Here is a 19,788-nt window from a genome sequence, read left to right as displayed (position 1 = left end):
GAGGGAGCCACTGCGGAGCATTGGCGACTGACGACAACGCGGCAAGCCGCGGTGCCAGACGACCCGGGCCCGGCCATGATCCGCCAGACACCCCCCTAGGTCGTCTCTTCCGGATCTTGTCGGCCGAGCCCGCGGCGTCCGGTGCCGTGCATGGCAGGGCTGAGGGGTGCTTCGGGTACTGGGCGTACTCGGGCGTCCCGACAACGCGGCCAGGTGCGGTGCCGGGCGTCGCGGGCCCGGCAGGATCCGGAAGGGGCGGCCTAGGCGGGGTCCTCGCCCGCCAGGCGGCCGAAGTCGCGCTGGAAGTCGCCGGGGAGGGCGATGTCCAGGCCGTAGTGGTGGTACAGCTGGAGCTCCTGTTCGGGGGAGAGGTGGCGGCCGACGCCGAAGTCGGGGGCGTCGCGGATGAGGGAGCGTTCGAAGGGCACCCGCAGGCCGTCGCCCGCCAGCTCGCTCGGTTCCAGGGGGACGAAGGCGTCCCGGCTGAAGAGACCCGTCCGTACGGCAGCCCATTCGGGGATGCCTGTGGCATCGTCGAGGTAGACCTCGTCGACGGTGCCGATCTTGGTTCCATTGCGGTCGAACGCCTTGCGGCCGATCAGGCTGCGCGGATCGATGTCGGTCTGCACGGTCCCTCCATTTGGTCGCAACTCCTCCGTAATGACTACAAAAGTGCATTTCCGGAGAGGGGGCCACTCGAGGGAGTGCCCAGATCCTCGCTGGTAGGCTGGGTGACGGCTGTTGACCCTGTGCGGGAGAGTCCTCCGAGTGAGCATGACGGAGGCGCCGAAGGAGCAAATCCTCCCCGGAATCTCTCAGGCATACGTACCGCACGTGACGAGGCCACTCTGGAAAGCAGGGGAAGGTACCGGGCGCGCAGTGCCGGTCCCTCCCCTCACCGACGGTGAAAGCCGGAGCTCACGGGCCACCCCCGCGACTCCGGTGAAGCTCTCAGGTTGAGATGACAGAGGGGGAGGCCGTCCGGGTGCCCGCGCCGTGGTGCCCCTCGCAGGTCGTACGACCAGGAGGCCTCCGTACATGACCGCCAACCGCATTCCGCTCTCCCAGCTGGAGCGAGGCATCCCCTTCGAGCAGCGCCACATCGGCCCTGATGCCGAGGCGCAGGCCAAGATGCTCGCCCAGGTCGGCTACGGCTCCCTGGACGAACTGACCGCTGCCGCGGTGCCGGATGTGATCAAGACCGCTGACGCGCTGAACCTGCCCGAGGCGCGCACCGAGGCCGAGGTGCTGGCCGAGCTCCGTCAGCTCGCCGACCGCAACCAGGTCCTGTCCTCCATGATCGGCCTCGGTTACTACGGCACCTTCACGCCGCCGGTGATCCTGCGCAACGTGATGGAGAACCCGGCCTGGTACACGGCGTACACGCCCTACCAGCCGGAGATCTCGCAGGGCCGCCTGGAGGCCCTGCTGAACTTCCAGACGGTCGTCGCCGAGCTGACCGGGCTGCCGACCTCCGGCGCCTCGCTGCTCGACGAGGGCACCGCCGCCGCCGAGGCCATGACCCTGGCCCGCCGCGTGGGCAAGGCCAAGGGCAACGTCTTCCTTGTTGACGCCGATGCGCTTCCCCAGACCATCGCCGTGATCGAGACCCGAGCCGAGCCGATCGGCATCGAGGTCGTCGTCGCCGACCTCTCCGCCGGCATCCCGGCCGAGATCGCCGAGCGCGGCGTCTACGGCGTCCTGGTCCAGTACCCCGGCGCCTCCGGTGCCGTACGGGACATCAAGCCGGTCATCGACCAGGCGCACGGACTCGGCGCGATCGTCGCCGTCTCCGCCGACCTGCTGGCGCTGACCCTGCTGACCTCCCCCGGCGAGCTCGGCGCGGACATCGCCGTCGGCACCACCCAGCGCTTCGGCGTGCCGATGGGCTTCGGCGGTCCGCACGCCGGCTACATGGCCGTCCAGGCCAAGCACGCCCGCTCGCTGCCCGGCCGCCTCGTCGGCGTCTCCGTGGACGCGGACGGCAACAAGGCCTACCGCCTCGCGCTGCAGACCCGTGAGCAGCACATCCGCCGTGAGAAGGCCACCAGCAACATCTGCACCGCGCAGGTGCTGCTCGCCGTCATGGCCGGCATGTACGCCGTCTACCACGGCCCGGACGGCCTGCGGACGATCGCCGGCCGCACGCACCGCTACGCCGCGCTGCTGGCGGCAGGTCTGACCGCAGGCGGGGTCGAGGTCGTGCACGGCTCGTACTTCGACACGATCACCGCCCGAGTGCCCGGCCGCGCGGCCGAGGTCGTCGCCGCCGCCCGCGAGGGCGGGGTCAACCTGTACCGGGTCGACGCCGACCTCGTCTCCGTCTCCTGCGACGAGACGACCCTGCGCGCCGACATCGAGGCCGTCTGGGCCGCCTTCGGCGTCACCGCCGACATCGAGGCGCTGGACGGGACCACCGAGGACGCGCTGCCCGAGGCGCTGCTGCGCTCGGACGCGTACCTGACCCACCCGGTCTTCCACCAGCACCGCTCCGAGACCGCGATGCTGCGCTACCTGCGCAAGCTCTCGGACAAGGACTACGCGCTGGACCGCGGCATGATCCCGCTGGGCTCCTGCACCATGAAGCTCAACGCGACCACCGAGATGGAGCCGGTCACCTGGCCCGAATTCGGCCAGCTGCACCCGTTCGCCCCGGTGGACCAGGCCGAGGGTTACCTCACGCTCATCACCGAGCTGGAGGAACGTCTCTGCGAGGTCACCGGCTACGACAAGGTGTCCATCCAGCCGAACGCCGGCTCCCAGGGTGAGCTCGCCGGTCTGCTCGCGGTCCGTGCGTACCACCGCGCGAACGGCGACGAGCAGCGCACCATCTGCCTCATCCCGTCCTCGGCGCACGGCACCAACGCCGCCAGCGCCGTGATGGCCGGCATGAAGGTCGTCGTCGTCAAGACCGCCGACGACGGCGAGGTGGACGCGGACGACCTGCGTGCCAAGATCGAGCAGTACCGCGACGAGCTCGCCGTGCTGATGATCACCTACCCCTCGACCCATGGTGTGTTCGAGGAGCACGTCGCCGACATCTGCGCCCAGGTGCACGAGGCCGGCGGCCAGGTCTACGTGGACGGCGCCAACCTCAACGCCCTGGTGGGCCTGGCCAAGCCGGGTCACTTCGGCGGCGACGTCTCGCACCTGAACCTGCACAAGACCTTCTGCATCCCGCACGGCGGCGGCGGCCCGGGCGTCGGCCCGGTCGGTGTCCGGGCGCACCTGGCCCCGTACCTGCCGAACCACCCCCTGCAGCCGACGGCCGGCCCGGAGACGGGCGTCGGTCCGATCTCGGCCGCGCCGTGGGGTTCGGCCGGCATCCTGCCGATCTCCTGGTCGTACGTGCGCCTGATGGGCGGCGAGGGCCTCAAGCGCGCCACCCAGGTGGCCGTGCTCGGAGCCAACTACATCGCCAAGCGCCTGGAGCCGCACTACCCGGTGCTGTACACGGGCCCGGGCGACCTGGTCGCGCACGAGTGCATCATCGACCTGCGTCCGCTGTCGAAGTCGACGGGCGTGAGCGTGGACGACATCGCCAAGCGCCTGATCGACTACGGCTTCCACGCGCCGACGATGTCCTTCCCGGTGGCCGGCACGCTGATGATCGAGCCGACGGAGTCCGAGGACCTCGCCGAGATCGACCGCTTCTGCGACGCGATGATCGCCATCCGCGGCGAGATCGAGCGGGTCGCGGCCGGCGAGTGGCCGCTGGAGGACAACCCGCTGGCCAACTCGCCGCACACGGCGGCGGCACTGGGCGGCGAGTGGAACCACCCGTACACCCGTGACGAGGCCGTGTTCCCCGGCGGGGTTTCGGCCGCGGAGAAGTACTGGCCGCCGGTGCGCCGGATCGACGGTGCCTTCGGTGACCGCAACCTGGTCTGCTCGTGCCCGCCGCTGGACGAGTACGACAACTAGGCATGACGAAGGGGCCGGTCCGGGAGCACTGCTCCCGGGCCGGCCCCTTTGCGTACTGTCGTCGGCTAGGCCGGACTCATCGCCTACGCGGCCGCGAGCGTGCGGTGCGGAGCGATGATCTGGCCGTCCGGCAGCAGCTCGCCGGTGTCCTCGAAGAGCAGGACGCCGTTGCACAGCAGGCTCCAGCCCTGTTCCGGGTGGTTGGCCACGGGGTGCGCGGCCTCACGGTCGGCGGAGTCGGCAGACGGGCATGCTGGCTGGTGCTGGCACATGGATGGGTTCTTTCGCTGCGGTGTGGTCTGTGTGCTGCGGCTCGATGCGTTGTTCATGGCCGCCCCCCGTATCAACGTCTTGGTTTGGTCAGGGTCCCAGTGTTGCCCTACGGACTTCCGTCCGCAGGGATTTCCCGGCAGCTGTCCTCATAGATTGATGACGCATCACTCGTGCGGGCGGTTCAGGCCAACTGGCCTGTCATTTCGGGTGGTTCGAGCGTGGCCCGAGTGGGCTAGGCCGAATGGGCAGTATCGGCCACGGGCCCGGATCAGGCGGCCGGCGCGGCCAGCGAGGGCGGCAGCGGCGACGCCGCCGGGGTGAGCCGGTGGGTCAGTACGGGCAGCAGCTCGGACACCGGGTGCGGCCGGTACGCGGCGATGCCGGGCGGGGCCGGCGCCAGCGGGACCAGCAGGTCCGCGGCCGCGGGCAGACCGGCGGAGGCATCGGCGCCCACCGCCCCGTGCAGCCACAGGGTCAGCATGTACAGCTCCGGTACGGACAGCAGTCGCGGCTGGTAGCTCTTGCCCAGCGCCTCCGCCTGGCGCAGGGCGCGTTCGGTGGCCGCGACGTACGGGCCTTCGAAGAAGTGGGAGAACACCCAGCCGTCCGGGGTGAGCCGGGTGTCGGCCGCCGCGACGTAGCGGTCCCCGCCGCGGATCAGGAACCGCCAGCCCGTCAGCCGTGTACGGGGAGGCCTGCCGCCGGCCGCCAACTGGGAGATGTTCAGCCGGTCCAGGACGTGGACCGGCAGGGCCAGTTCGGCGGTCGTCGGACCCTGGAGGGCGCGCAGGGCCGGGGTGTGCGCCTCGTGGACGGCCGTGGGGGACGCGAGTGCCGCGAGGACGCTGCGCAGGGCGGGCGCGGGAGCCGGAGGGACATGCAGCGGCATGGTGGGTCGCCTCTCACTTGGGAGACCTGTGGAACGGGGGCAGGTGCGGACGGCGCTGTCGCATTCTGGGGCCAGAGGGGGGCTGAGGGGCAATGGCCGCGCGCCAACTCTCTGCCTCGTTTGCGGAGTTTATACGACATGTGTTCACACAGTGTTTCGGCTAGCTGTCCCGCCTATTGCCGGCAAGGCGCTTACCGGTCCCGCTGTCATGGCTTTCATGCCGGTCGCGCGAGAACGTGCCGCGCTGACCTCGGAGGCTACCCGAACGGGGCTCGGCTGGAAAGCGCCTGTTATCCGGAAGCGGCAAAGGCGATGCGGAATTTGCATACCGCGACTTGCCAGGTGAATGTGCCCGAGCGCCCGTCGGCCAAACCGGCGCGCGCTCCCCGCCACGCACGCCCCCCGCGCGTTATCGATCACACCGTCGGGGCATCATCGACCGTACGCGGGCCTGGGGAGTGCCGGGCCAGGCCCACTCGAGGAGGGACGCTTCGATGGGGGAGAAGGTCGTGGCAGGCGGATTCGACCTGTCCGATCGGCAACGGTATCGGAGGAAGCTTCACGAGTGCTTGGAGGGACTGGAGCGGCTTCTGGCGGAGAAGAGGTTCGATCGCCCCAAGAACATGATGGGGCTGGAGATCGAGTTGAATCTCGCTGGTGCCGACGGTTTGCCGAGAATGGTTAATGCACAGGTTCTGGAGCGGATTGCCAGCCCTGATTTCCAGACCGAACTCGGAATGTTCAACCTGGAGGTGAACGTACTTCCGCACCGGCTCGGCGGCCGGGTATTCGACCAGCTCGCCGAGGAACTGAGTGCGGGACTCGGCTATGCCCACCGGCAGGCCGCCCTGATCGATGCCGGGGTGGTGATGATCGGCATTCTTCCGACGATCTCCCGCGAGGACCTGGTCACCGCCAACCTCTCGGCGGTCGACCGCTACTCGCTGCTGAACGAGCAGATCCTGATGATGCGCGGCGAGGACTTCACGCTGGACATCGACGGGGTCGAGCGGCTGACGTGGACCTCCGGGTCGATCGTGCCGGAGGCCGCCTGCACCTCCGTACAACTGCACTTGCAGGTGACGCCCGCCCGGTTCGCCGACGTGTGGAACGCCGCTCAGGCGGTGGCCGCCGTACAGATAGCCGTCGGCGCCAACTCGCCCTTCCTGTTCGGGCGCGAGCTGTGGCGGGAGTCGCGGCCGCCGCTGTTCACGCAGGCCACCGACACCCGGCCGCCCGAGCTCCAGGCGCAGGGGGTGCGGCCGCGCACCTGGTTCGGGGAGCGGTGGGTGGATTCGGCGTACGAGCTCTTCGCGGAGAACGTCCGCTACTTCCCGGCCCTGCTGCCGATCTGCGACGAGCAGGAGCCGCTGCGGGTGCTCGCGGAGGGCGGGGTGCCGAGCCTGCAGGAACTGGTCCTGCACAACGGCACGGTGTACCGGTGGAACCGGCCCGTGTACGGGGTCGCCGACGGGGTGCCGCACCTGCGGGTGGAGAACCGGGTCCTGCCGGCCGGGCCCACGGTGGCGGACGTCGTCGCCAACGCCGCCTTCTACTACGGGCTCGTACGCACCCTCGCGGACGAGCAGCGCCCGGTGTGGAGCCGGCTGCCGTTCGCGGAGGCGGAGGCCAACTTCGACGCGGCCTGCCGGTACGGGATCGACGCGCGGATCCGCTGGCCGCGCCGGGGCCGCGGCGGGGGCGGCGGGCTGGCGAGCGTGCCCGCCGTGCGGCTGGTGCTCGACGAGCTGCTGCCGATGGCCGCCGCCGGGCTGGACGCCTGGGGCATCGAGCCCGCCGACCGGGACCACTACCTCGGCATCATCGAGGAGCGGTGCCGGCGCCGGGCCAACGGGGCCACCTGGCAGGTGGAGACCTACCACCGGGCGCTCGCGGCCGGGCTGGAGCGGGACGCGGCGCTGGCGGCGACCACGCGCAGGTACAGCGAACTGATGCACAAGGGCGAGCCCGTGCACACCTGGCCGGTGGGTCTCGCGGAGGAGGAGGTGAGCACCGCGGCGGCGGCCGGGCGCTGACCGGGCGACCGCGCGACCGTGCGACGAGGCAGTATGGGGTCGTCGGAACGGGACGGCGGGACGGGAGTCGGGCGTGCGCACGGAGCCGGAAGCGGTGGTCGGGGACTCGCACCTGCGCGGGGACGGACGGGGGGTCCTGCGCTCCGAGACGCTGCTCGTGCTGGCGCTGTCGCTGGGCGCGAGCGGCGTATCGGCGCTGATCAGCTTCATCGGCTCGCTGACCAAGCCGGGCGGGCTCAAGGACCAGGCCGCCACGCTCAACGGCTCGTACGCCCCCGGGCGGCCCTGGCTGGACCTGGCCTGGCAGCTGTTCGGGATCGCGACCGCGCTGGTGCCCGTACTGCTGGTCGCGCACCTGCTGACCCGCGAGGGCGCGCCCGGCCTGCGGGTACTCGGCTTCGATCGCACCCGGCCCTGGCCGGACCTGGGCCGGGGCGCGCTCGTCGCGGCCGGGATCGGGAGCGCGGGGCTGGCCTTCTACCTCGGGGCGCGGGCGACCGGCTTCAACCTGACGGTGGTGCCGGAGGCGCTGCCCGACGTGTGGTGGAAGTTCCCCGTGCTGATCCTCTCCGCCCTGCAGAACTCGGTGGTGGAGGAGGTCATCGTGCTGGCGTACCTGCTGCGCCGGCTGGACCAGCTGGGCTGGTCGCCCATGGCCGCGCTGCTGGCCAGCTCCGCGCTGCGCGGCTCGTACCACCTCTACCAGGGCATCGGCGGTTTCATCGGCAACATGGTGATGGGCGTCGTCTTCGTGCTGGCCTACCGCCGCTGGGGCCGGGTCGGGCCGCTGGTCGTCGCGCACGCGCTGCTCGACATCGTGGCCTTCGGCGGGTACGCGCTGCTCGCGGGCAAGGTGGGCTGGCTGCCCACGCCGTAGCCCGGCTCAGGGAGCGGCCAGCAGCTCGCCGTCGATGACGGTGACGGCGTGGCCGGTGAGCAGGGTGCGGTCGCCCGCGAGCCGCACCCTGACCAGTCCCTGGCGGGCTCCGCCCTGGAGGCCGACCAGTTCGTCGCGGCCCAGGCGCCGGGCCCAGAAGGGGGCCAGTGCGGTGTGGGCGCTGCCCGTGACCGGGTCCTCGTCGATGCCGAAGGCGGGGAAGAAGCCGCGGGAGACGAAGTCGTACCCGCGCGAGGGGTCCTCGGCGGCCGCGGTGACGATGACCCCGCGCCGGCCGTAGCCGCGCAGGGCGTTCAGGTCGGGCGTGAGCTCGCGTACCGCCCGCTCGTCGGCCAGCTCGACGACCAGGTCGCCGATGTGGTCCGAGGTGTCGTGCACCGACTTGACCGGTACGCCCAGGGCGTCCTCCACCTCGGGAACCGGCGGGACCGGCGTCAGTGAGGACGTCGGGAAGTCCATGGTGATCGTGCCGTCCGCGGCAGATTCGGTCGTGAGGATGCCGCAGCGCGCGGCGAAGCGGACCGGCCCGGTGACGGGGCCGCCCGTCGCGGGGCCGTGGACGCCGAGGACGTGGGCGGTGGCGAGGGTGGCGTGTCCGCACATGTCGACCTCGCCGGCCGGGGTGAACCAGCGCAGCGCCCAGTCCGCGTCCCCGCCGGGCGGCAGCGGGTGGGCGAAGGCCGTCTCGGAGAGGTTCACCTCGGCGGCGACCTGCTGGAGCCAGGTGTCGGAGGGGAACCCGTCGTCGAGGAGCAGGACTCCGGCGGGGTTTCCGCGGAACGGGCGGTCGGTGAAGGCGTCGACGATTCTGATGCGCATGTCATCGACCGTAGGCCGGTCCCGCGAGCCCGGCCAAAGGCCAATCCGGGGTGACTGGACTGGTCGTCCCGCAGGTCAGCCGCATGGCGGACGTGTTCGTTGAAGGAGTTTCCGATATATCGTTGACGCATCGCGATGGGTCGGCGATAGTTGAGGCACCGGAACACCGATGACACGGAGACGAATGACGAAAGGAGCGCAGTCATGCGTTCACACGGACACGAGCACGGACGGGGCCACGGCCACTGCGGGCCGGAGCGTCGGGAGGAGTTCGCGGGGCGGCGTGCCGCCTTCGGGCCGTTCGGGCCGCCGTTCGGCGGCGGGCCCTTCGGTGGGCGGGGCGGGCGCGGCGGACCGCGCGGCCGGGCCCGGCGGGGGGACGTGCGCGCCTCGATCCTGGCGCTGCTCGCCGACCGGCCGATGCACGGCTACGAGATGATCCAGGAGATCGGCGAGCGCAGTGGCGGGGCCTGGAAGCCCAGCCCGGGGTCGGTCTACCCGACCCTGCAGCTGCTCGAGGACGAGGGGCTCATCACCAGCGAGAGCGAGGGCGGCAAGAAGCTGTTCACGCTCACCGACGCCGGCCGCACCGAGGCCGAGTCGGGCCCGGACGCCCCCTGGGCGGAGGCCGGGCGCGGCTTCGACTTCGAGGCGATGAACGAGATCCGGACGGCCGGCTTCGGTCTGATGGAAGCCTTCGGCCAGGTCTTCAAGACCGGCACCCCCGCGCAGCGGGAGAAGGCCCTCGCGGTCATCAACGACGCCCGCAAGAAGCTCTACCTGATCCTGGCCGACGAGCACTGAGTCCGGCCGGACCCACCCGCTGCGCGACAGCGCGGCAGCGCGCCCCGCGAGTCCTCTCGCGGGGCGCGCTGTCGTACGCGATGACGTGCGCCGGGAGCCCGGGCCGGGGTCAGGCCACCAGGCCGGCGAGCTTGCGCAGCGACTCGTTCAGCGCGGCCGTCGCCGAGTCCTTGAGCTTGCCCGCCATCAGGGAGACGGCGGCCCCCGAGAACTCGCCGTCGATGCGGACCGTGGTGGCCCCGCCGTCCGGGACCAGGGTGTAGCGGGTCAGGACGGCCACGCCCATCGGGCCCTTGCCGGTGATGGCGAAGACGCGCTCGGCCTCAAGCTCCGAGACGGTCCACACGACCTCGGCCGGGAAGCCCATCATCTTCATGTTCTCGGCGAAGGTGGACCCGACCGCGAGGGTCTCGGGACCGCCCTTGGGGAAGTTGGTGTGGGTCATGCTCCACTGGCCGTACGCGTCCCAGTCCGTCAGCTGGGCCCACAGCTTGGCGGCGGGCGCCTCGATGCGTGATTCCGCGGTGACTTCAGCCATGCGACCACCCCTTCTCGTCAGGTACGTGCGGCGGAACGTAGTCCCGGGGGACGGAACATTCAAGACTGACGACCTGTCAGATATCGAGGGCCCGGTCACGTCGGGTGTCAGGTGCGTCTCAACAGGCGTCACGTACGTGTTGGTCCTGACGGGCCCTGTCATGATGTCCGGATGCAAGCGTCAGGGAAGAACGCCGGGCTGGGCCTCGCCCTCGTTTCGGCAGTTGCGTTCGGTGGTTCGGGGGTCGCGGCGAAGCCGTTGATCGAGGCGGGTCTGGACCCGCTGCACATGGTGTGGCTCAGGGTGGCCGGGGCGGCGCTCGTGCTGTCCCCGCTGGCCTGGCGCCACCGTGATCTCGTACGCCGCAAGCCGCTGCTGCTCGCCGGCTTCGGCCTCGTCGCGGTGGCCGGTGTGCAGGCCTTCTACTTCGCTTCCCTGTCCCGGATCCCGGTGGGCGTGGCGCTGCTGTTGGAGTACCTCGGCCCGTCGCTGCTGCTCGGGTGGATCCGCTTCGTGCAGCGCAAGCCGGTGACCCGGGCGGCCGCGGCCGGGGCGGCCCTGGCCGTCGTGGGCCTGGCCTGTGTGGTCGAGATCTGGTCCGGGCTGAGCCTGGACCCGCTCGGCGTGCTGCTCGGCGTGGCCGCGGCCTGTTGCCAGGCGTTCTACTTCGTCTTCGCCGACCAGGGCACCGACGGGGACGATGCGCCCGACCCGCTGGGCGTGATCGCGTACGGGATGATCGTCGGCGCCGTGGTGATGACCGTGATCGCCCGGCCCTGGCGGATCGACTGGCAGATCCTGGGCTCCGACGCCGCCGTCGGCGACCTGACCCTGCCGGCGCCCCTCCTGCTGGGCTGGGTGGTGCTGATCGCGACCGTGTTCGCGTACCTGACGGGCGTGGTGTCCGTCCGCAAGCTCTCGCCGCAGATCGCCGGTGTGGTGGCCTGCCTGGAGGCGGTCGTCGCGACCGTGCTGGCATGGGTGCTGCTCGGCGAGCACCTCTCCACCCCGCAGATCATCGGCGGCGCGCTGGTGCTGGGCGGGGCCTTCGTCGCGCAGACCTCCCGGCCGACCCCGCCGGGAGCGGCGGATCCGGCCGCACTGGACCGCGAGACGGCGAAGGCCTAGGCTGCCGATCATGCTTTCGACCGTGCTTCCGCCTCCCGCCGCCTAGCGCGGGCGGCTGCCTTTCCCGCAAGTGACCCGGCCCGGGTGTTCCCGGGCGGGTCCGCGCTGCCCGCGAAGTGATGACCGGCTTCCCCCGTCCTTCATTTCACGCATGCGCGGAGATTTCTCGTGTCGAACCATTCGCCCGCTTCCGGGCGCAACCTGCTGTACCTCGTCGTCGCCGGAGCCGCCTGGGGCACCGCCGGGGCGGCCGCCTCCCTGCTCTTCCTGGCCAGTGACCTCGGCCCGCTCGCACTGTCCTTCTGGCGGTGCGCGGGCGGGCTCGCGGTGCTGCTCGCCGTGCTCGCCGTACGCCGCCGGGGCGGCCGGGGTGCGCGGGCCGGTGCGGGCGGGCGGCCTTCGGAGCTGTCCCTGATCGGTACGGGGCTGCTGTTCACGCTCTTCCAGGCCGCGTACTTCGGGGCCGTGCGGGAGACCGGCCTGGCCGTGGGGACCGTGGTCACGCTCGGCGCCGGACCCGTTCTGATCGCGCTCGGCGCGCGGTACTGGATGGGCGAGCGGCTCGGGAAGGGCGGCGTGGCCGCCGTCGCCGGGGCGCTGGCCGGACTGGCCGTGCTCGTCCTGGGCGGCGGGGGCGGCGAGGTGCGGCCGCTCGGCGTCGGCTGGGCGCTGCTGTCGGCCGCCGGATACGCGGCGATGACCCTGAGGGCCCGCGCGCTCGGGCGGCGCGGGGCCGGCGGCGATCCGCTGGTCACCACCGCCTGGTCGGTCGCGGTGGGCACGGTGAGCCTGCTGCCGCTCGCGGTGCTGGAGGGGGCGCTGCCGCACACCGGGCAGCCCGCGCGGGTGTTCTGGCTCCTGGTGTACGTGGCGATCGTGCCGACGGCGCTCGCGTACGCGCTCTACTTCACCGGGGCCGCGGCGGTGCGGGCCGCGACGGTGTCGGTGATCATGCTGATCGAGCCGGTCAGCGCGGCGGTGATCGCCGTCCTGCTCCTCGGGGAGCGGCTGACCGGCGCCGTGGTGCTGGGCACCGCACTGCTGCTGACGGCGGTGGGTGCGCTGATCGCGGCCGAGGCGCGGCGGCCCGCGGGCGGGCCGGTGGTCCGGCCCGCCCCGGTCGCTCAGAGCGCCGCGAGGTAGGCCGGTGCGGCGATGCCGGGGGCCAGGTCGGCGGCGGGGACCGGAGCCCCGTACGCCGGTGCGACCGGGACCACGCCCGACCAGAAGGGCAGGTCCAGGTCCTCGGCATCGTCGTTCGGCCCGCCCGTGCGCAGCTTCGCGGACACCTCGGTGAGGTCCAGGCGGATCACGGCGGTGGCGGCGAGCTCCTTGGCGTTGGTGGGCCGGCAGTCGGCGGAGCGGCCCGGTACGACGTGGTCGACCAGCGCGTCGAGCGCCAGCCGGCACTCCTCCTCGTCGGTGACCTGGTACGCGGTGCCGTGGACGACCACCGAGCGGTAGTTCAGCGAGTGGTGGAAGGCCGAACGGGCCAGCACCAGGCCGTCGACGTGGGTCACCGTCACGCAGACCGGCAGGCCGGGGTCGGCCTTGCCGGCGGCGAGGAGCGGGCGCGAACCGGTGGAGCCGTGGATGTAGAGGCTCTCTCCGACCCGGCCGAAGAGGGTCGGCAGGACCACCGGGGCGCCGTCGCGGACGAAGCCGAGGTGGCAGATGTAGGCCTGGTCGAGTATCGAGTGCACCGTCTCGCGGTCGTAGCGCGCGCGGTCCCGGGAGCGGCTGGGAACGGTGCGGTCGGTCGGCGCGTACCGGTCGTTCGGCTCCGGCGAGGGGGTCGGCTCGGTCGTCTCCGTTGCGATCGTGGCGCTCATGGTGCGTACTCCATTGCACTAGTGCATAATGTGGTTTGTGCTAGGAGAGTATCGGATCACAGGGCGGCGCGCATCCGAAATCGCGGCCAGTGTCGAGGCGGGCGTGGGCTCGGGTGCCCTGCCCCCGGGAACGGTGCTGCCGCCGATGCGGGAGCTGGCCGGTGTGCTGGGGGTGAACCCGAACACCGTGGCCGCCGCGTACCGGACGCTGCGCGAGCGCGGGGTCATCGAGACCGACGGGCGGCGCGGCAGCCGGGTGCGCGCCCGGCCGGCGAGCGCGCCCCGGGACGAGCTGCGCATCGCCGTGCCCGCGGGGGTGCGCGACATCGCGGCGGGCAACCCGGACGTACGGCTGCTGCCCGCACTGGACGCGGCGCTGGCGGGGGCCGCCCGGCGGTACGCGCAGGCGCCGACCCTCTACGGGGACGACCCGGTCGCCCCGGAACTGGCGCGCCTGGCCCGGGCCGATCTGGACGCCGACGGGGTGCCCGCCGGGCCGGTGGCCGTGACTTCGGGCGCGCTGGACGGGGTCGAGCGGGTGCTGATCGCGCACCTGCGGCCCGGGGACGGGGTGGCGCTGGAGGACCCGGGCTGGGGCGGGGTGCTGGACCTGGTGCCGGCGCTGGGTCTGCGCGCGCTGCCGGTGGCGGTGGACGACGACGGGCCGGTGCCCGAAGCGGTGGCGCGGGCGCTGGAGGCGGGGGCGCGGGCGCTGATCGTGACGGCGCGGGCGCAGAACCCGACGGGCGCGGCGGTGAGCGGGGCGCGTGCGGCGGAGCTACGGGCGCTGCTGGCCGGGTACCCGGACGTGCTGGTCATCAGCGACGACCACGCCCACGGCATCGTGGACGTCCCGCTGCACACACTGGGCGGTGTGACCCGGCACTGGGCGGTGATCCGCTCGACGGCGAAGGCGTACGGCCCGGACCTGCGGCTGGCGGTGCTGACCGGGGACGCGGTCACGCTGGACCGGCTGCGCGGTCGCCAGCGGCTGGGCGCGGGGTGGGTGAGCCGGCTGCTCCAGTACGCGATGGTGGAACTGCTGAGCTCCGGTGCGGTCGACCGGGTCGCGGTGGCGCGGTCCTACGGGCAGCGGCGGGACGGGCTGGTCGGGGCGCTGGCGGAGTACGGCGTACGGGCGCACGGGCGCAGCGGCATGAACGTATGGGTGCCGGTGGCCGACGAGACGGCCGTGGTGACGAGGATGATGGGCGCCGGCTGGGCAGTGGCCCCGGGCAGCCGCTTCCGGGTGGAGGCGGGCCCGGGGGTCCGTATGACGGTGTCCTCGCTGTCGCCCTCGGAGGTGCCGGGCCTCGCGGCCGCCGTGGCGGCGGCGGTCCGCCCGGTGGGGGGCGGCCGCTTCGGCTGAGGCGCGGGCGAGACCGCTCAGGCCGGCTTTCGCGCGGTGGGGCGGGCCTGGGTGAGGGCCGCCCCCACCAGGACGATCGCCGCGCCGACCGGGGTGTTCCAGTGGAGCTGCTCGCCCAGCAGCAGGACGCCCGCCGTGGTCGCGATGACCGGGATGAAGTAGGTGACCATCTGGGCGGTCGTCGGGCCGACCTCCGAGACCAGGCCGTACTGCATCTGCAGGGCCAGCCCCGTGCCGAGTGCGCCCAGGGCGACCACCGAGAGCGTCGGCCACAGCGGGAACGAGGTCGGGGCGGTGGTGAACAGGGCGCTGACCGCGGCGAGTTGCAGGGTGGCGATCAGGAGCTGGGCGCCTGTCAGGGTGACCGGGGAGCCCGGGGCCGATGCCAGGGTTCGGCGGACGTAGATCCAGCCGATCGGGTAGCAGAGGGAGGCCAGCAGGGCGAGCGCGGTGCCCTTGGCGTCGACTCCCGAGAAGCCCTGCCAGGCACCGAGGACGGTGAGCACCCCGAGGAAGCCCAGGCCCAGCCCCGCGAACCGGCGGCGCGTCGGGCGGTCCTCGGACAGCGCCACCAGCGAGAGGGCCATGCCCCACAGCGGTGAGGTGGCGTTGCAGATCCCCGCCAGGCTGGAGGGGATGGTCAGTTCCGAATACGCGAAGAGGGAGAACGGGGCCGCGTTGAGCAGGAGGGCCGCGACGGTCAGGTGGGCCCAGGTGCGCCGGCCCCGGGGGAGCGGTTCGCGGCGGACCAGCATGACCGTCAGCAGGGCGAGCGCGCCGAAGAAGACCCGGCCGAGGGCGACCTGGAAGGGCGCGTACGCCTCCGTGCCCACCTTGATCAGCAGGAAGCTGAAGCCCCAGATCACCGAGAGGATCGCGAAGCGCACCCGCCAGTCCAGCCGGCCGGCGGTGCGGGCCGCCGACGGTGCGGTCGGCGGGGAGGAGAGGGTGGTGGGCCGGGGCGTGGCGGGTGCGCTCATGGTCCAACTCTCTATGCTTCAACCTCGTAGGACAAGCGAGATTTCTTGATGACGAAGGCGTAGCATCGCTTACATGTTGAACCTGGAGCGGCTCCGCACCCTCGACGCCCTCGCCCGCCACGGCTCGGTGAGCGGCGCGGCCGACGGGCTGCACGTCACCACCTCCGCCGTGTCCCAGCAGATGGCGAAGCTGGAGCGCGAGGTCGGCCAGCCGCTGCTGGCCAAGAACGGGCGCGGCGTCCGCCTCACCGACGCGGGGCGGCTGCTCGCCGATCACGCGGCGCGGATCATCTCCCAGGTGGAGCTCGCCCAGGCCGACGTCGAGGCCCAGCGCGGTTGCGCGGTGGGAGAACTGCGCATCGGCGCCTTCCCGACCGCCATGCGCGGGCTGCTGCCCGAGGCGCTGGCCTCGCTGCGCGTGGAACACCCCGAACTGCGGGCCCGGGTCAGGGAGCAGGAGCCCGAGGAGAGCATGGCCGCGGTCGTCCGCGGGGACCTCGACCTGGCCCTGGCCATCGACTGGCACAACAAGCGGATGCCGGTGCCGGCCGAGCTCACCCGCACCCATCTGCTCGACGACTCCGTCGACATCGCGGTGCCGGCCGGCCATCCGCTCGCCGGGCGCGGCGAGGTCTCCCTCGCCCAGTTCGCCGACGACGACTGGATCTCCTGGAACGAGGGGCAGTTCTGCCACGAGTGGCTGGTGTACACGCTGCGCGGCACCGGCATCGAGCCCCGCATCGCGCACATCGCCGAGGAGCACCACACCCAACTGGCCTTCGTCGAGGCCGGGCTGGGCGTGTGCGTGGCACCCCGTCTGGGGCGCGGGCCGGTGCCCCCGGGGGTCCGGCTGCTGCCGGTCGCCGACACCGTACGCCGCCATGTGTACGCCGTCTGGCGTGCGGACGCCGACCGGCGGCCCTCGATCCGGGCCGCCGTCGACTCCCTGCGGCAGGTGGCCGCGAGGAGGTGAGGCCGGGCCGGTCACACCCCCTAGATCTTGCGGAAGTCCCAGGACACGACGGATTCCGGGGTGAGCCGGATCCAGGCGTGCCGGCCGTCGTGCGGCATCTCCTCGATGCCGAAATTCTTGATGGGGAAGATCCGTTCCGCCTCGGCCAGTTCCGGGCACGGCTCACCGGTGCGCGGGGCCTCGCCCACGAAGACGGCGCTGCCGGACAGTTCCACCCCGCGCAGTTCGTCGTACGCCTCGCCGGAGTCCACCACCACCGAGATGCGCGGGTCCTTGCGCAGGTCGGACCAGCGCCGGCTGCGCGTGATCGAGTACAGCCACAGCGAGGTGCCGTCCCAGGCGAACCAGAGCGCCCCCACGTGCGGGCGGCCGTCCGGGGAGACGGTGGCCACCCGGCAGGTGCGCTGTTCGCGCAGGAAGGCGTCCACTTCCCCGTCGGTCATCATGATGCGGCGGCCCCGCCGCTGCGTGCTGTCCGAGCGTGTCTCGTCCATCGCTCCCGCGCCCCTTCACATCTGACTGTGTGTCAGGAATCATGAAGGCTCTTCCGTCGCCACGCCAGGGGGAGCCATGCCCGAATTCGATCCCGCCACCACCGCGCTCCTCACCGTCGAGTGCCAGAACGGCGTCGTCGGCGAGGAGAGCGCGCTGCCCGAGCTGGCGAAGGAGGCGCAGGCATCCGGCATGCTCGGCCGGGTGGCCGCACTGGTCGACGCCGCGCACGGGGCCGGCGTACAGGTACTGCACGCGGTGGCCGAGCGGCGGCCGGACGGGCTGGGGGCCAATGCCAACGCGCGGCTGTTCCGGGCCGCCGGGCGGCTGCCGGTGCGCCAGCTGTCCGGCAGCCGGGCGGTGCAGGTCGCGCCGCCCATCGCCGTCGCCGAGCGGGACCTGGTGGTGCGCCGGCTGCACGGGCTGTCGCCGATGGCCGGCACCGACCTGGACGCCCTGCTGCGCAACCTGGGCATCCGTACCCTCGTCGTCACCGGGGTTTCCTCGAACATCGCGATACCGAACACCGTCTTCGACGCCGTGAACCTCGGCTACCGGGTCGTGGTCCCGTCCGACGCCATCGCCGGGGTGCCCGCCTCCTGCACCGCCGAGGTGATCCGCAACTCGCTCGCCCTGGTCGCGACGATCACGACGGCGCAGGACCTCATCGGGCAGTGGGATCCCGCGCGCTGAACGGGGGCTCAGGCGTGGGGGTCGAAGGCGATCCCGGCGGGCATGGAGCGGGCGAGGTGGTCGTTGAACGCCCCGTCCTTGATCTTGATGGTGGCCGCGCCGAAGTCGGCGTTCATGAGCTTGTCCCGGAAGCCGGCCGGGTAGCCCTCCCAGCCCACGAGGCGCGGGAAGAACCAGCCGCGGGTGGCGTTCTCGGGCGGTTCGTCCTTGGTGTTCGCGAAGCGGAAGGCGTGGGTCGAGGCGCCGTCCTTGTGGTAGACGATCTTCGGGTGGGTTCCGTCGAAGCGTACCGAGGCGGCGGCGGCCACCTGGTAGCTGCTGTGCTGGGACACCGAGACGTACCGGACCTGGTCGTTGTTGATCCACACGACGACGTGTTCCCAGTCGTGGGTGTGCCCGATGGCCGCGGGTCCCAGCGTGGCCTGGTCCTTCTCGAAGTAGCTGGCGTACATCACCGCGCACCAGCCGTTGTTGCACTTCTGGCGCGAGTACGTGTTGGCGTTGGCCAGTTGCGCCGGGTCGTGACAGCGGCCGTTCACGGCCCCGCCCAGCCGCAGGCCCGGGTTGAGGGCGCCGTCGGCGCCGATGGCGGCGGTGGCGTAGCAGCCGTCCCCGTCGTAGTCGTAGGCGGGGGAGAAGGTCTGCTCCAGGCCGTTGGCGTTCTGGGGCAGCAGCCGCAGGACGTTGGCGCTCGCTCCGGTCGGCAGCGCCACGACCAGGGCCGCGGCGCCGAGGGTGCTTGCGAGGGCTGAGATGAATGTTCTGCGCATGCCGAATCCAGTTCTCCGGGGGTGAGTTCCGGTTGCGGGCACATTCAACTGGCGGCCGAGTCGGCCGGTCAAGGGACCGGGTCGGCCCGCCGGACGGCGGTGTCCCGGACCGTCCGGACGGGTCGCCGGATAGCCTGGGGCGATGCTCACAGAAGTGATCGCGACCCGCTACGTCACGCCCCTGCGTGAGGGCGGCTCGCTCCCGGGCATCGTCGAGGCCGACGATCTCGGTACATACGTCATGAAGTTCACCGGCGCGGGCCAGGGGCGCAAGACCCTGGTCGCCGAGGTCATTTGCGGGCGCCTCGCCCAGCGGCTGGGGCTGCGGGTCCCGCGGCTGGTGCAGATGCAGCTCGACCCCGTGATCGGGCTCGGCGAGCCCGACCAGGAGGTCCAGGAGCTGCTCAAGGCGAGCGGCGGGCTCAACCTCGGGATGGACTACCTGCCCGGCTCGATCGGCTTCGACCCGCTCGCGTACCAGGTGGACCCCGTCGAGGCGGGGCGCGTGGTCTGGTTCGACGCGCTGATCAACAACGTCGACCGCTCCTGGCGCAACCCGAACATGCTGGTCTGGCACGGAGACGTGTGGCTCATCGACCACGGCGCCACCATGATCTGGCACCACAACTGGCCCACCGCCGGGGCCGCCGCGGCCAAGCCGTACAACGCCTCCGACCACGTCCTGGCCCCCGTCGGCCCGGACGTCGCGGCCGCTGCCGCAGCGCTGGCCCCCCTCGTCACCGAGGAACTGCTGACCGAGGTGGCCGCCGACGTCCCCGACGAGTGGCTGGTCGACGAGCCCGGCTTCGACTCCACCGACGCGGTGCGCCGCGCGTACGTGGAGGTGCTGCTGCCGCGCGCGGCCACGATCCACGAGAGGATCTCGATGGAGGCCGAGGTGAAGGCCCGCTCGGGTCCGCCCGGCTGGCTCGCCGAGCGTCTCGCCCCCCAGCCCCACCAGAAGAAGAGCGGCAGCGAGTGACCGAGCGGGACGTGTTCGAATACGCGCTGGTGCGCGTGGTGCCCCGGATGGAGCGGGGGGAGTGCTTCAACGCCGGCGTGATCGTCTACTGCCGTGCGCACTCCTACGTGGCCGCGCGCACCCACCTCGACGAGGCCAAGCTCCTCGCGCTGGACCCGAAGGCCGACGTGGCCGGCGTACGGGCAGCCCTGCGCGCGGTGGAGGGCGTGTGCACCGGCGGTGAGCGGGCGGGCCAGGCCGCGGGCGACGACCCCGGGCGGCGGTTCCGGTGGCTGATCGCGCCGCGCAGCACGGTGGTGCAGCCGGGGCCGGTGCACACCGGCCTGACGGCCGATCCCGCCGCCGAGGTGGAGCGGCTGCTGGACCTGCTGGTCCGCTGACGCGGGCG

At 72.2% G+C, this 19,788-nt stretch carries 20 protein-coding genes and 1 riboswitch; of the genes, 11 read left to right on the top strand and 9 right to left on the bottom strand.

What is annotated here, in order from left to right; translation table 11 throughout:
- Positions 1–260: 260 nt before the first annotated feature.
- Positions 261–629, bottom strand: coding sequence for a PRC-barrel domain-containing protein (locus tag AB0M99_RS25835; protein WP_365924339.1), 369 nt, complete (start codon positions 627–629; stop codon positions 261–263).
- Positions 630–742: 113 nt separating this feature from the next.
- A riboswitch (glycine riboswitch) is annotated at positions 743–841 on the top strand.
- Positions 842–1,038: 197 nt separating this feature from the next.
- On the opposite strand from AB0M99_RS25835, the gene gcvP reads away from it, so the two are divergent.
- Positions 1,039–3,924, top strand: a complete 2,886-nt coding sequence (gcvP, locus tag AB0M99_RS25830) for an aminomethyl-transferring glycine dehydrogenase (RefSeq protein WP_365924337.1) — start codon at positions 1,039–1,041, stop codon at positions 3,922–3,924.
- A gap of 83 nt (positions 3,925–4,007) precedes the next feature.
- On the opposite strand, the gene AB0M99_RS25825 is transcribed toward gcvP, so the two are convergent.
- Both AB0M99_RS25825 and AB0M99_RS25820 read right to left on the bottom strand, forming a co-directional pair.
- A complete protein-coding gene (locus AB0M99_RS25825; protein WP_365924335.1) occupies positions 4,008–4,196 on the bottom strand; it encodes a DUF5999 family protein in 189 nt (62 codons plus the stop codon).
- Positions 4,197–4,465: 269 nt separating this feature from the next.
- The gene (locus tag AB0M99_RS25820; RefSeq protein ID WP_365924333.1) at positions 4,466–5,086 is read right to left on the bottom strand and encodes a hypothetical protein; all 621 of its coding nucleotides are present in this window, start codon (positions 5,084–5,086) and stop codon (positions 4,466–4,468) included.
- A gap of 494 nt (positions 5,087–5,580) precedes the next feature.
- Here AB0M99_RS25820 and AB0M99_RS25815 point away from each other — a divergent pair, with 494 nt between their 5' ends.
- Complete coding sequence (locus tag AB0M99_RS25815) at positions 5,581–7,122, top strand: glutamate-cysteine ligase family protein (RefSeq protein ID WP_365924331.1); 1,542 nt, start codon at positions 5,581–5,583, stop codon at positions 7,120–7,122.
- Between the two features lie 73 nt (positions 7,123–7,195).
- The gene (locus tag AB0M99_RS25810) at positions 7,196–7,999 is read left to right on the top strand and encodes a CPBP family intramembrane glutamic endopeptidase (protein WP_365924329.1); all 804 of its coding nucleotides are present in this window, start codon (positions 7,196–7,198) and stop codon (positions 7,997–7,999) included.
- A 6-nt stretch (positions 8,000–8,005) separates the two neighbouring features.
- On the opposite strand, the gene AB0M99_RS25805 is transcribed toward AB0M99_RS25810, so the two are convergent.
- Complete coding sequence (locus tag AB0M99_RS25805; RefSeq protein ID WP_365924327.1) at positions 8,006–8,839, bottom strand: PhzF family phenazine biosynthesis protein; 834 nt, start codon at positions 8,837–8,839, stop codon at positions 8,006–8,008.
- A gap of 204 nt (positions 8,840–9,043) precedes the next feature.
- Between AB0M99_RS25805 and AB0M99_RS25800 the strand changes: the two genes are divergently transcribed.
- Positions 9,044–9,643 carry a PadR family transcriptional regulator gene (locus AB0M99_RS25800; RefSeq protein WP_365924325.1) on the top strand — a complete coding sequence of 200 codons (600 nt, stop codon included), beginning with the start codon at positions 9,044–9,046 and terminating at the stop codon, positions 9,641–9,643.
- Positions 9,644–9,752: 109 nt separating this feature from the next.
- Here the strand turns inward: AB0M99_RS25800 and AB0M99_RS25795 are convergent, their stop codons facing one another.
- A complete protein-coding gene (locus AB0M99_RS25795) occupies positions 9,753–10,181 on the bottom strand; it encodes an SRPBCC family protein (protein WP_365924323.1) in 429 nt (142 codons plus the stop codon).
- A gap of 171 nt (positions 10,182–10,352) precedes the next feature.
- On the opposite strand from AB0M99_RS25795, the gene AB0M99_RS25790 reads away from it, so the two are divergent.
- A complete protein-coding gene (locus AB0M99_RS25790) occupies positions 10,353–11,309 on the top strand; it encodes an EamA family transporter (protein WP_365924321.1) in 957 nt (318 codons plus the stop codon).
- A gap of 168 nt (positions 11,310–11,477) precedes the next feature.
- The gene (locus tag AB0M99_RS25785; RefSeq protein WP_365924319.1) at positions 11,478–12,452 is read left to right on the top strand and encodes a DMT family transporter; all 975 of its coding nucleotides are present in this window, start codon (positions 11,478–11,480) and stop codon (positions 12,450–12,452) included.
- Here AB0M99_RS25785 and AB0M99_RS25780 read toward each other — a convergent pair.
- The gene (locus tag AB0M99_RS25780; protein WP_365924317.1) at positions 12,434–13,141 is read right to left on the bottom strand and encodes a pyridoxamine 5'-phosphate oxidase family protein; all 708 of its coding nucleotides are present in this window, start codon (positions 13,139–13,141) and stop codon (positions 12,434–12,436) included. The two genes, AB0M99_RS25785 and AB0M99_RS25780, sit on opposite strands and share 19 nt — an antisense overlap.
- Before the next feature lie 37 nt (positions 13,142–13,178).
- Between AB0M99_RS25780 and AB0M99_RS25775 the strand changes: the two genes are divergently transcribed.
- A complete protein-coding gene (locus AB0M99_RS25775) occupies positions 13,179–14,510 on the top strand; it encodes an aminotransferase class I/II-fold pyridoxal phosphate-dependent enzyme (protein WP_365924315.1) in 1,332 nt (443 codons plus the stop codon).
- Positions 14,511–14,527: 17 nt separating this feature from the next.
- Here the strand turns inward: AB0M99_RS25775 and AB0M99_RS25770 are convergent, their stop codons facing one another.
- A complete protein-coding gene (locus tag AB0M99_RS25770) occupies positions 14,528–15,490 on the bottom strand; it encodes a DMT family transporter (RefSeq protein WP_365924313.1) in 963 nt (320 codons plus the stop codon).
- A 73-nt stretch (positions 15,491–15,563) separates the two neighbouring features.
- Between AB0M99_RS25770 and AB0M99_RS25765 the strand changes: the two genes are divergently transcribed.
- Entirely contained in the window at positions 15,564–16,463 is a 900-nt protein-coding gene (locus AB0M99_RS25765; protein WP_365924311.1) for a LysR family transcriptional regulator, read from the top strand.
- Between the two features lie 20 nt (positions 16,464–16,483).
- On the opposite strand, the gene AB0M99_RS25760 is transcribed toward AB0M99_RS25765, so the two are convergent.
- Complete coding sequence (locus tag AB0M99_RS25760; RefSeq protein WP_365924309.1) at positions 16,484–16,957, bottom strand: pyridoxamine 5'-phosphate oxidase family protein; 474 nt, start codon at positions 16,955–16,957, stop codon at positions 16,484–16,486.
- A 76-nt stretch (positions 16,958–17,033) separates the two neighbouring features.
- Here AB0M99_RS25760 and AB0M99_RS25755 point away from each other — a divergent pair, with 76 nt between their 5' ends.
- Entirely contained in the window at positions 17,034–17,648 is a 615-nt protein-coding gene (locus AB0M99_RS25755) for a cysteine hydrolase (protein ID WP_365924307.1), read from the top strand.
- Between the two features lie 8 nt (positions 17,649–17,656).
- On the opposite strand, the gene AB0M99_RS25750 is transcribed toward AB0M99_RS25755, so the two are convergent.
- The gene (locus AB0M99_RS25750; RefSeq protein ID WP_365924306.1) at positions 17,657–18,418 is read right to left on the bottom strand and encodes an NPP1 family protein; all 762 of its coding nucleotides are present in this window, start codon (positions 18,416–18,418) and stop codon (positions 17,657–17,659) included.
- 142 nt (positions 18,419–18,560) lie between these two features.
- Here AB0M99_RS25750 and AB0M99_RS25745 point away from each other — a divergent pair, with 142 nt between their 5' ends.
- Both AB0M99_RS25745 and AB0M99_RS25740 read left to right on the top strand, forming a co-directional pair.
- Complete coding sequence (locus AB0M99_RS25745; protein WP_365924304.1) at positions 18,561–19,400, top strand: HipA family kinase; 840 nt, start codon at positions 18,561–18,563, stop codon at positions 19,398–19,400.
- Positions 19,397–19,780: a DUF3037 domain-containing protein gene (locus AB0M99_RS25740; RefSeq protein ID WP_365924302.1), complete on the top strand. Its 384-nt coding sequence runs from the start codon at positions 19,397–19,399 to the stop codon at positions 19,778–19,780. Before AB0M99_RS25745 ends, AB0M99_RS25740 begins: the two co-directional genes overlap by 4 nt.
- Positions 19,781–19,788 lie beyond the last annotated feature (8 nt).

Source organism: Streptomyces sp. NPDC051183, assembly GCF_040682455.1.
Lineage (GTDB): Bacteria > Actinomycetota > Actinomycetes > Streptomycetales > Streptomycetaceae > Streptomyces.
Note: the sequence above shows the minus strand (reverse complement) of the source record. Positions and strands in the feature narration are given on the sequence as shown.

What these genes read in the sequence shown, in the direction of transcription:
- AB0M99_RS25820 (WP_365924333.1), bottom strand. Translation starts at nt 5,086, where the DNA reads ATGCCGCTGCATGTCCCTCCGGCTCCCGCGCCCGCCCTGCGCAGCGTC.
- AB0M99_RS25750 (WP_365924306.1), bottom strand. Translation starts at nt 18,418, where the DNA reads ATGCGCAGAACATTCATCTCAGCCCTCGCAAGCACCCTCGGCGCCGCG.
- AB0M99_RS25805 (WP_365924327.1), bottom strand. Translation starts at nt 8,839, where the DNA reads ATGCGCATCAGAATCGTCGACGCCTTCACCGACCGCCCGTTCCGCGGA.
- AB0M99_RS25760 (WP_365924309.1), bottom strand. Translation starts at nt 16,957, where the DNA reads ATGGACGAGACACGCTCGGACAGCACGCAGCGGCGGGGCCGCCGCATC.
- gcvP (WP_365924337.1), top strand. Translation starts at nt 1,039, where the DNA reads ATGACCGCCAACCGCATTCCGCTCTCCCAGCTGGAGCGAGGCATCCCC.
- AB0M99_RS25800 (WP_365924325.1), top strand. Translation starts at nt 9,044, where the DNA reads ATGCGTTCACACGGACACGAGCACGGACGGGGCCACGGCCACTGCGGG.
- AB0M99_RS25780 (WP_365924317.1), bottom strand. Translation starts at nt 13,141, where the DNA reads ATGAGCGCCACGATCGCAACGGAGACGACCGAGCCGACCCCCTCGCCG.
- AB0M99_RS25745 (WP_365924304.1), top strand. Translation starts at nt 18,561, where the DNA reads ATGCTCACAGAAGTGATCGCGACCCGCTACGTCACGCCCCTGCGTGAG.
- AB0M99_RS25770 (WP_365924313.1), bottom strand. Translation starts at nt 15,490, where the DNA reads ATGAGCGCACCCGCCACGCCCCGGCCCACCACCCTCTCCTCCCCGCCG.
- AB0M99_RS25825 (WP_365924335.1), bottom strand. Translation starts at nt 4,196, where the DNA reads ATGTGCCAGCACCAGCCAGCATGCCCGTCTGCCGACTCCGCCGACCGT.
- AB0M99_RS25815 (WP_365924331.1), top strand. Translation starts at nt 5,581, where the DNA reads ATGGGGGAGAAGGTCGTGGCAGGCGGATTCGACCTGTCCGATCGGCAA.
- AB0M99_RS25765 (WP_365924311.1), top strand. Translation starts at nt 15,564, where the DNA reads ATGTTGAACCTGGAGCGGCTCCGCACCCTCGACGCCCTCGCCCGCCAC.
- AB0M99_RS25795 (WP_365924323.1), bottom strand. Translation starts at nt 10,181, where the DNA reads ATGGCTGAAGTCACCGCGGAATCACGCATCGAGGCGCCCGCCGCCAAG.
- AB0M99_RS25790 (WP_365924321.1), top strand. Translation starts at nt 10,353, where the DNA reads ATGCAAGCGTCAGGGAAGAACGCCGGGCTGGGCCTCGCCCTCGTTTCG.
- AB0M99_RS25755 (WP_365924307.1), top strand. Translation starts at nt 17,034, where the DNA reads ATGCCCGAATTCGATCCCGCCACCACCGCGCTCCTCACCGTCGAGTGC.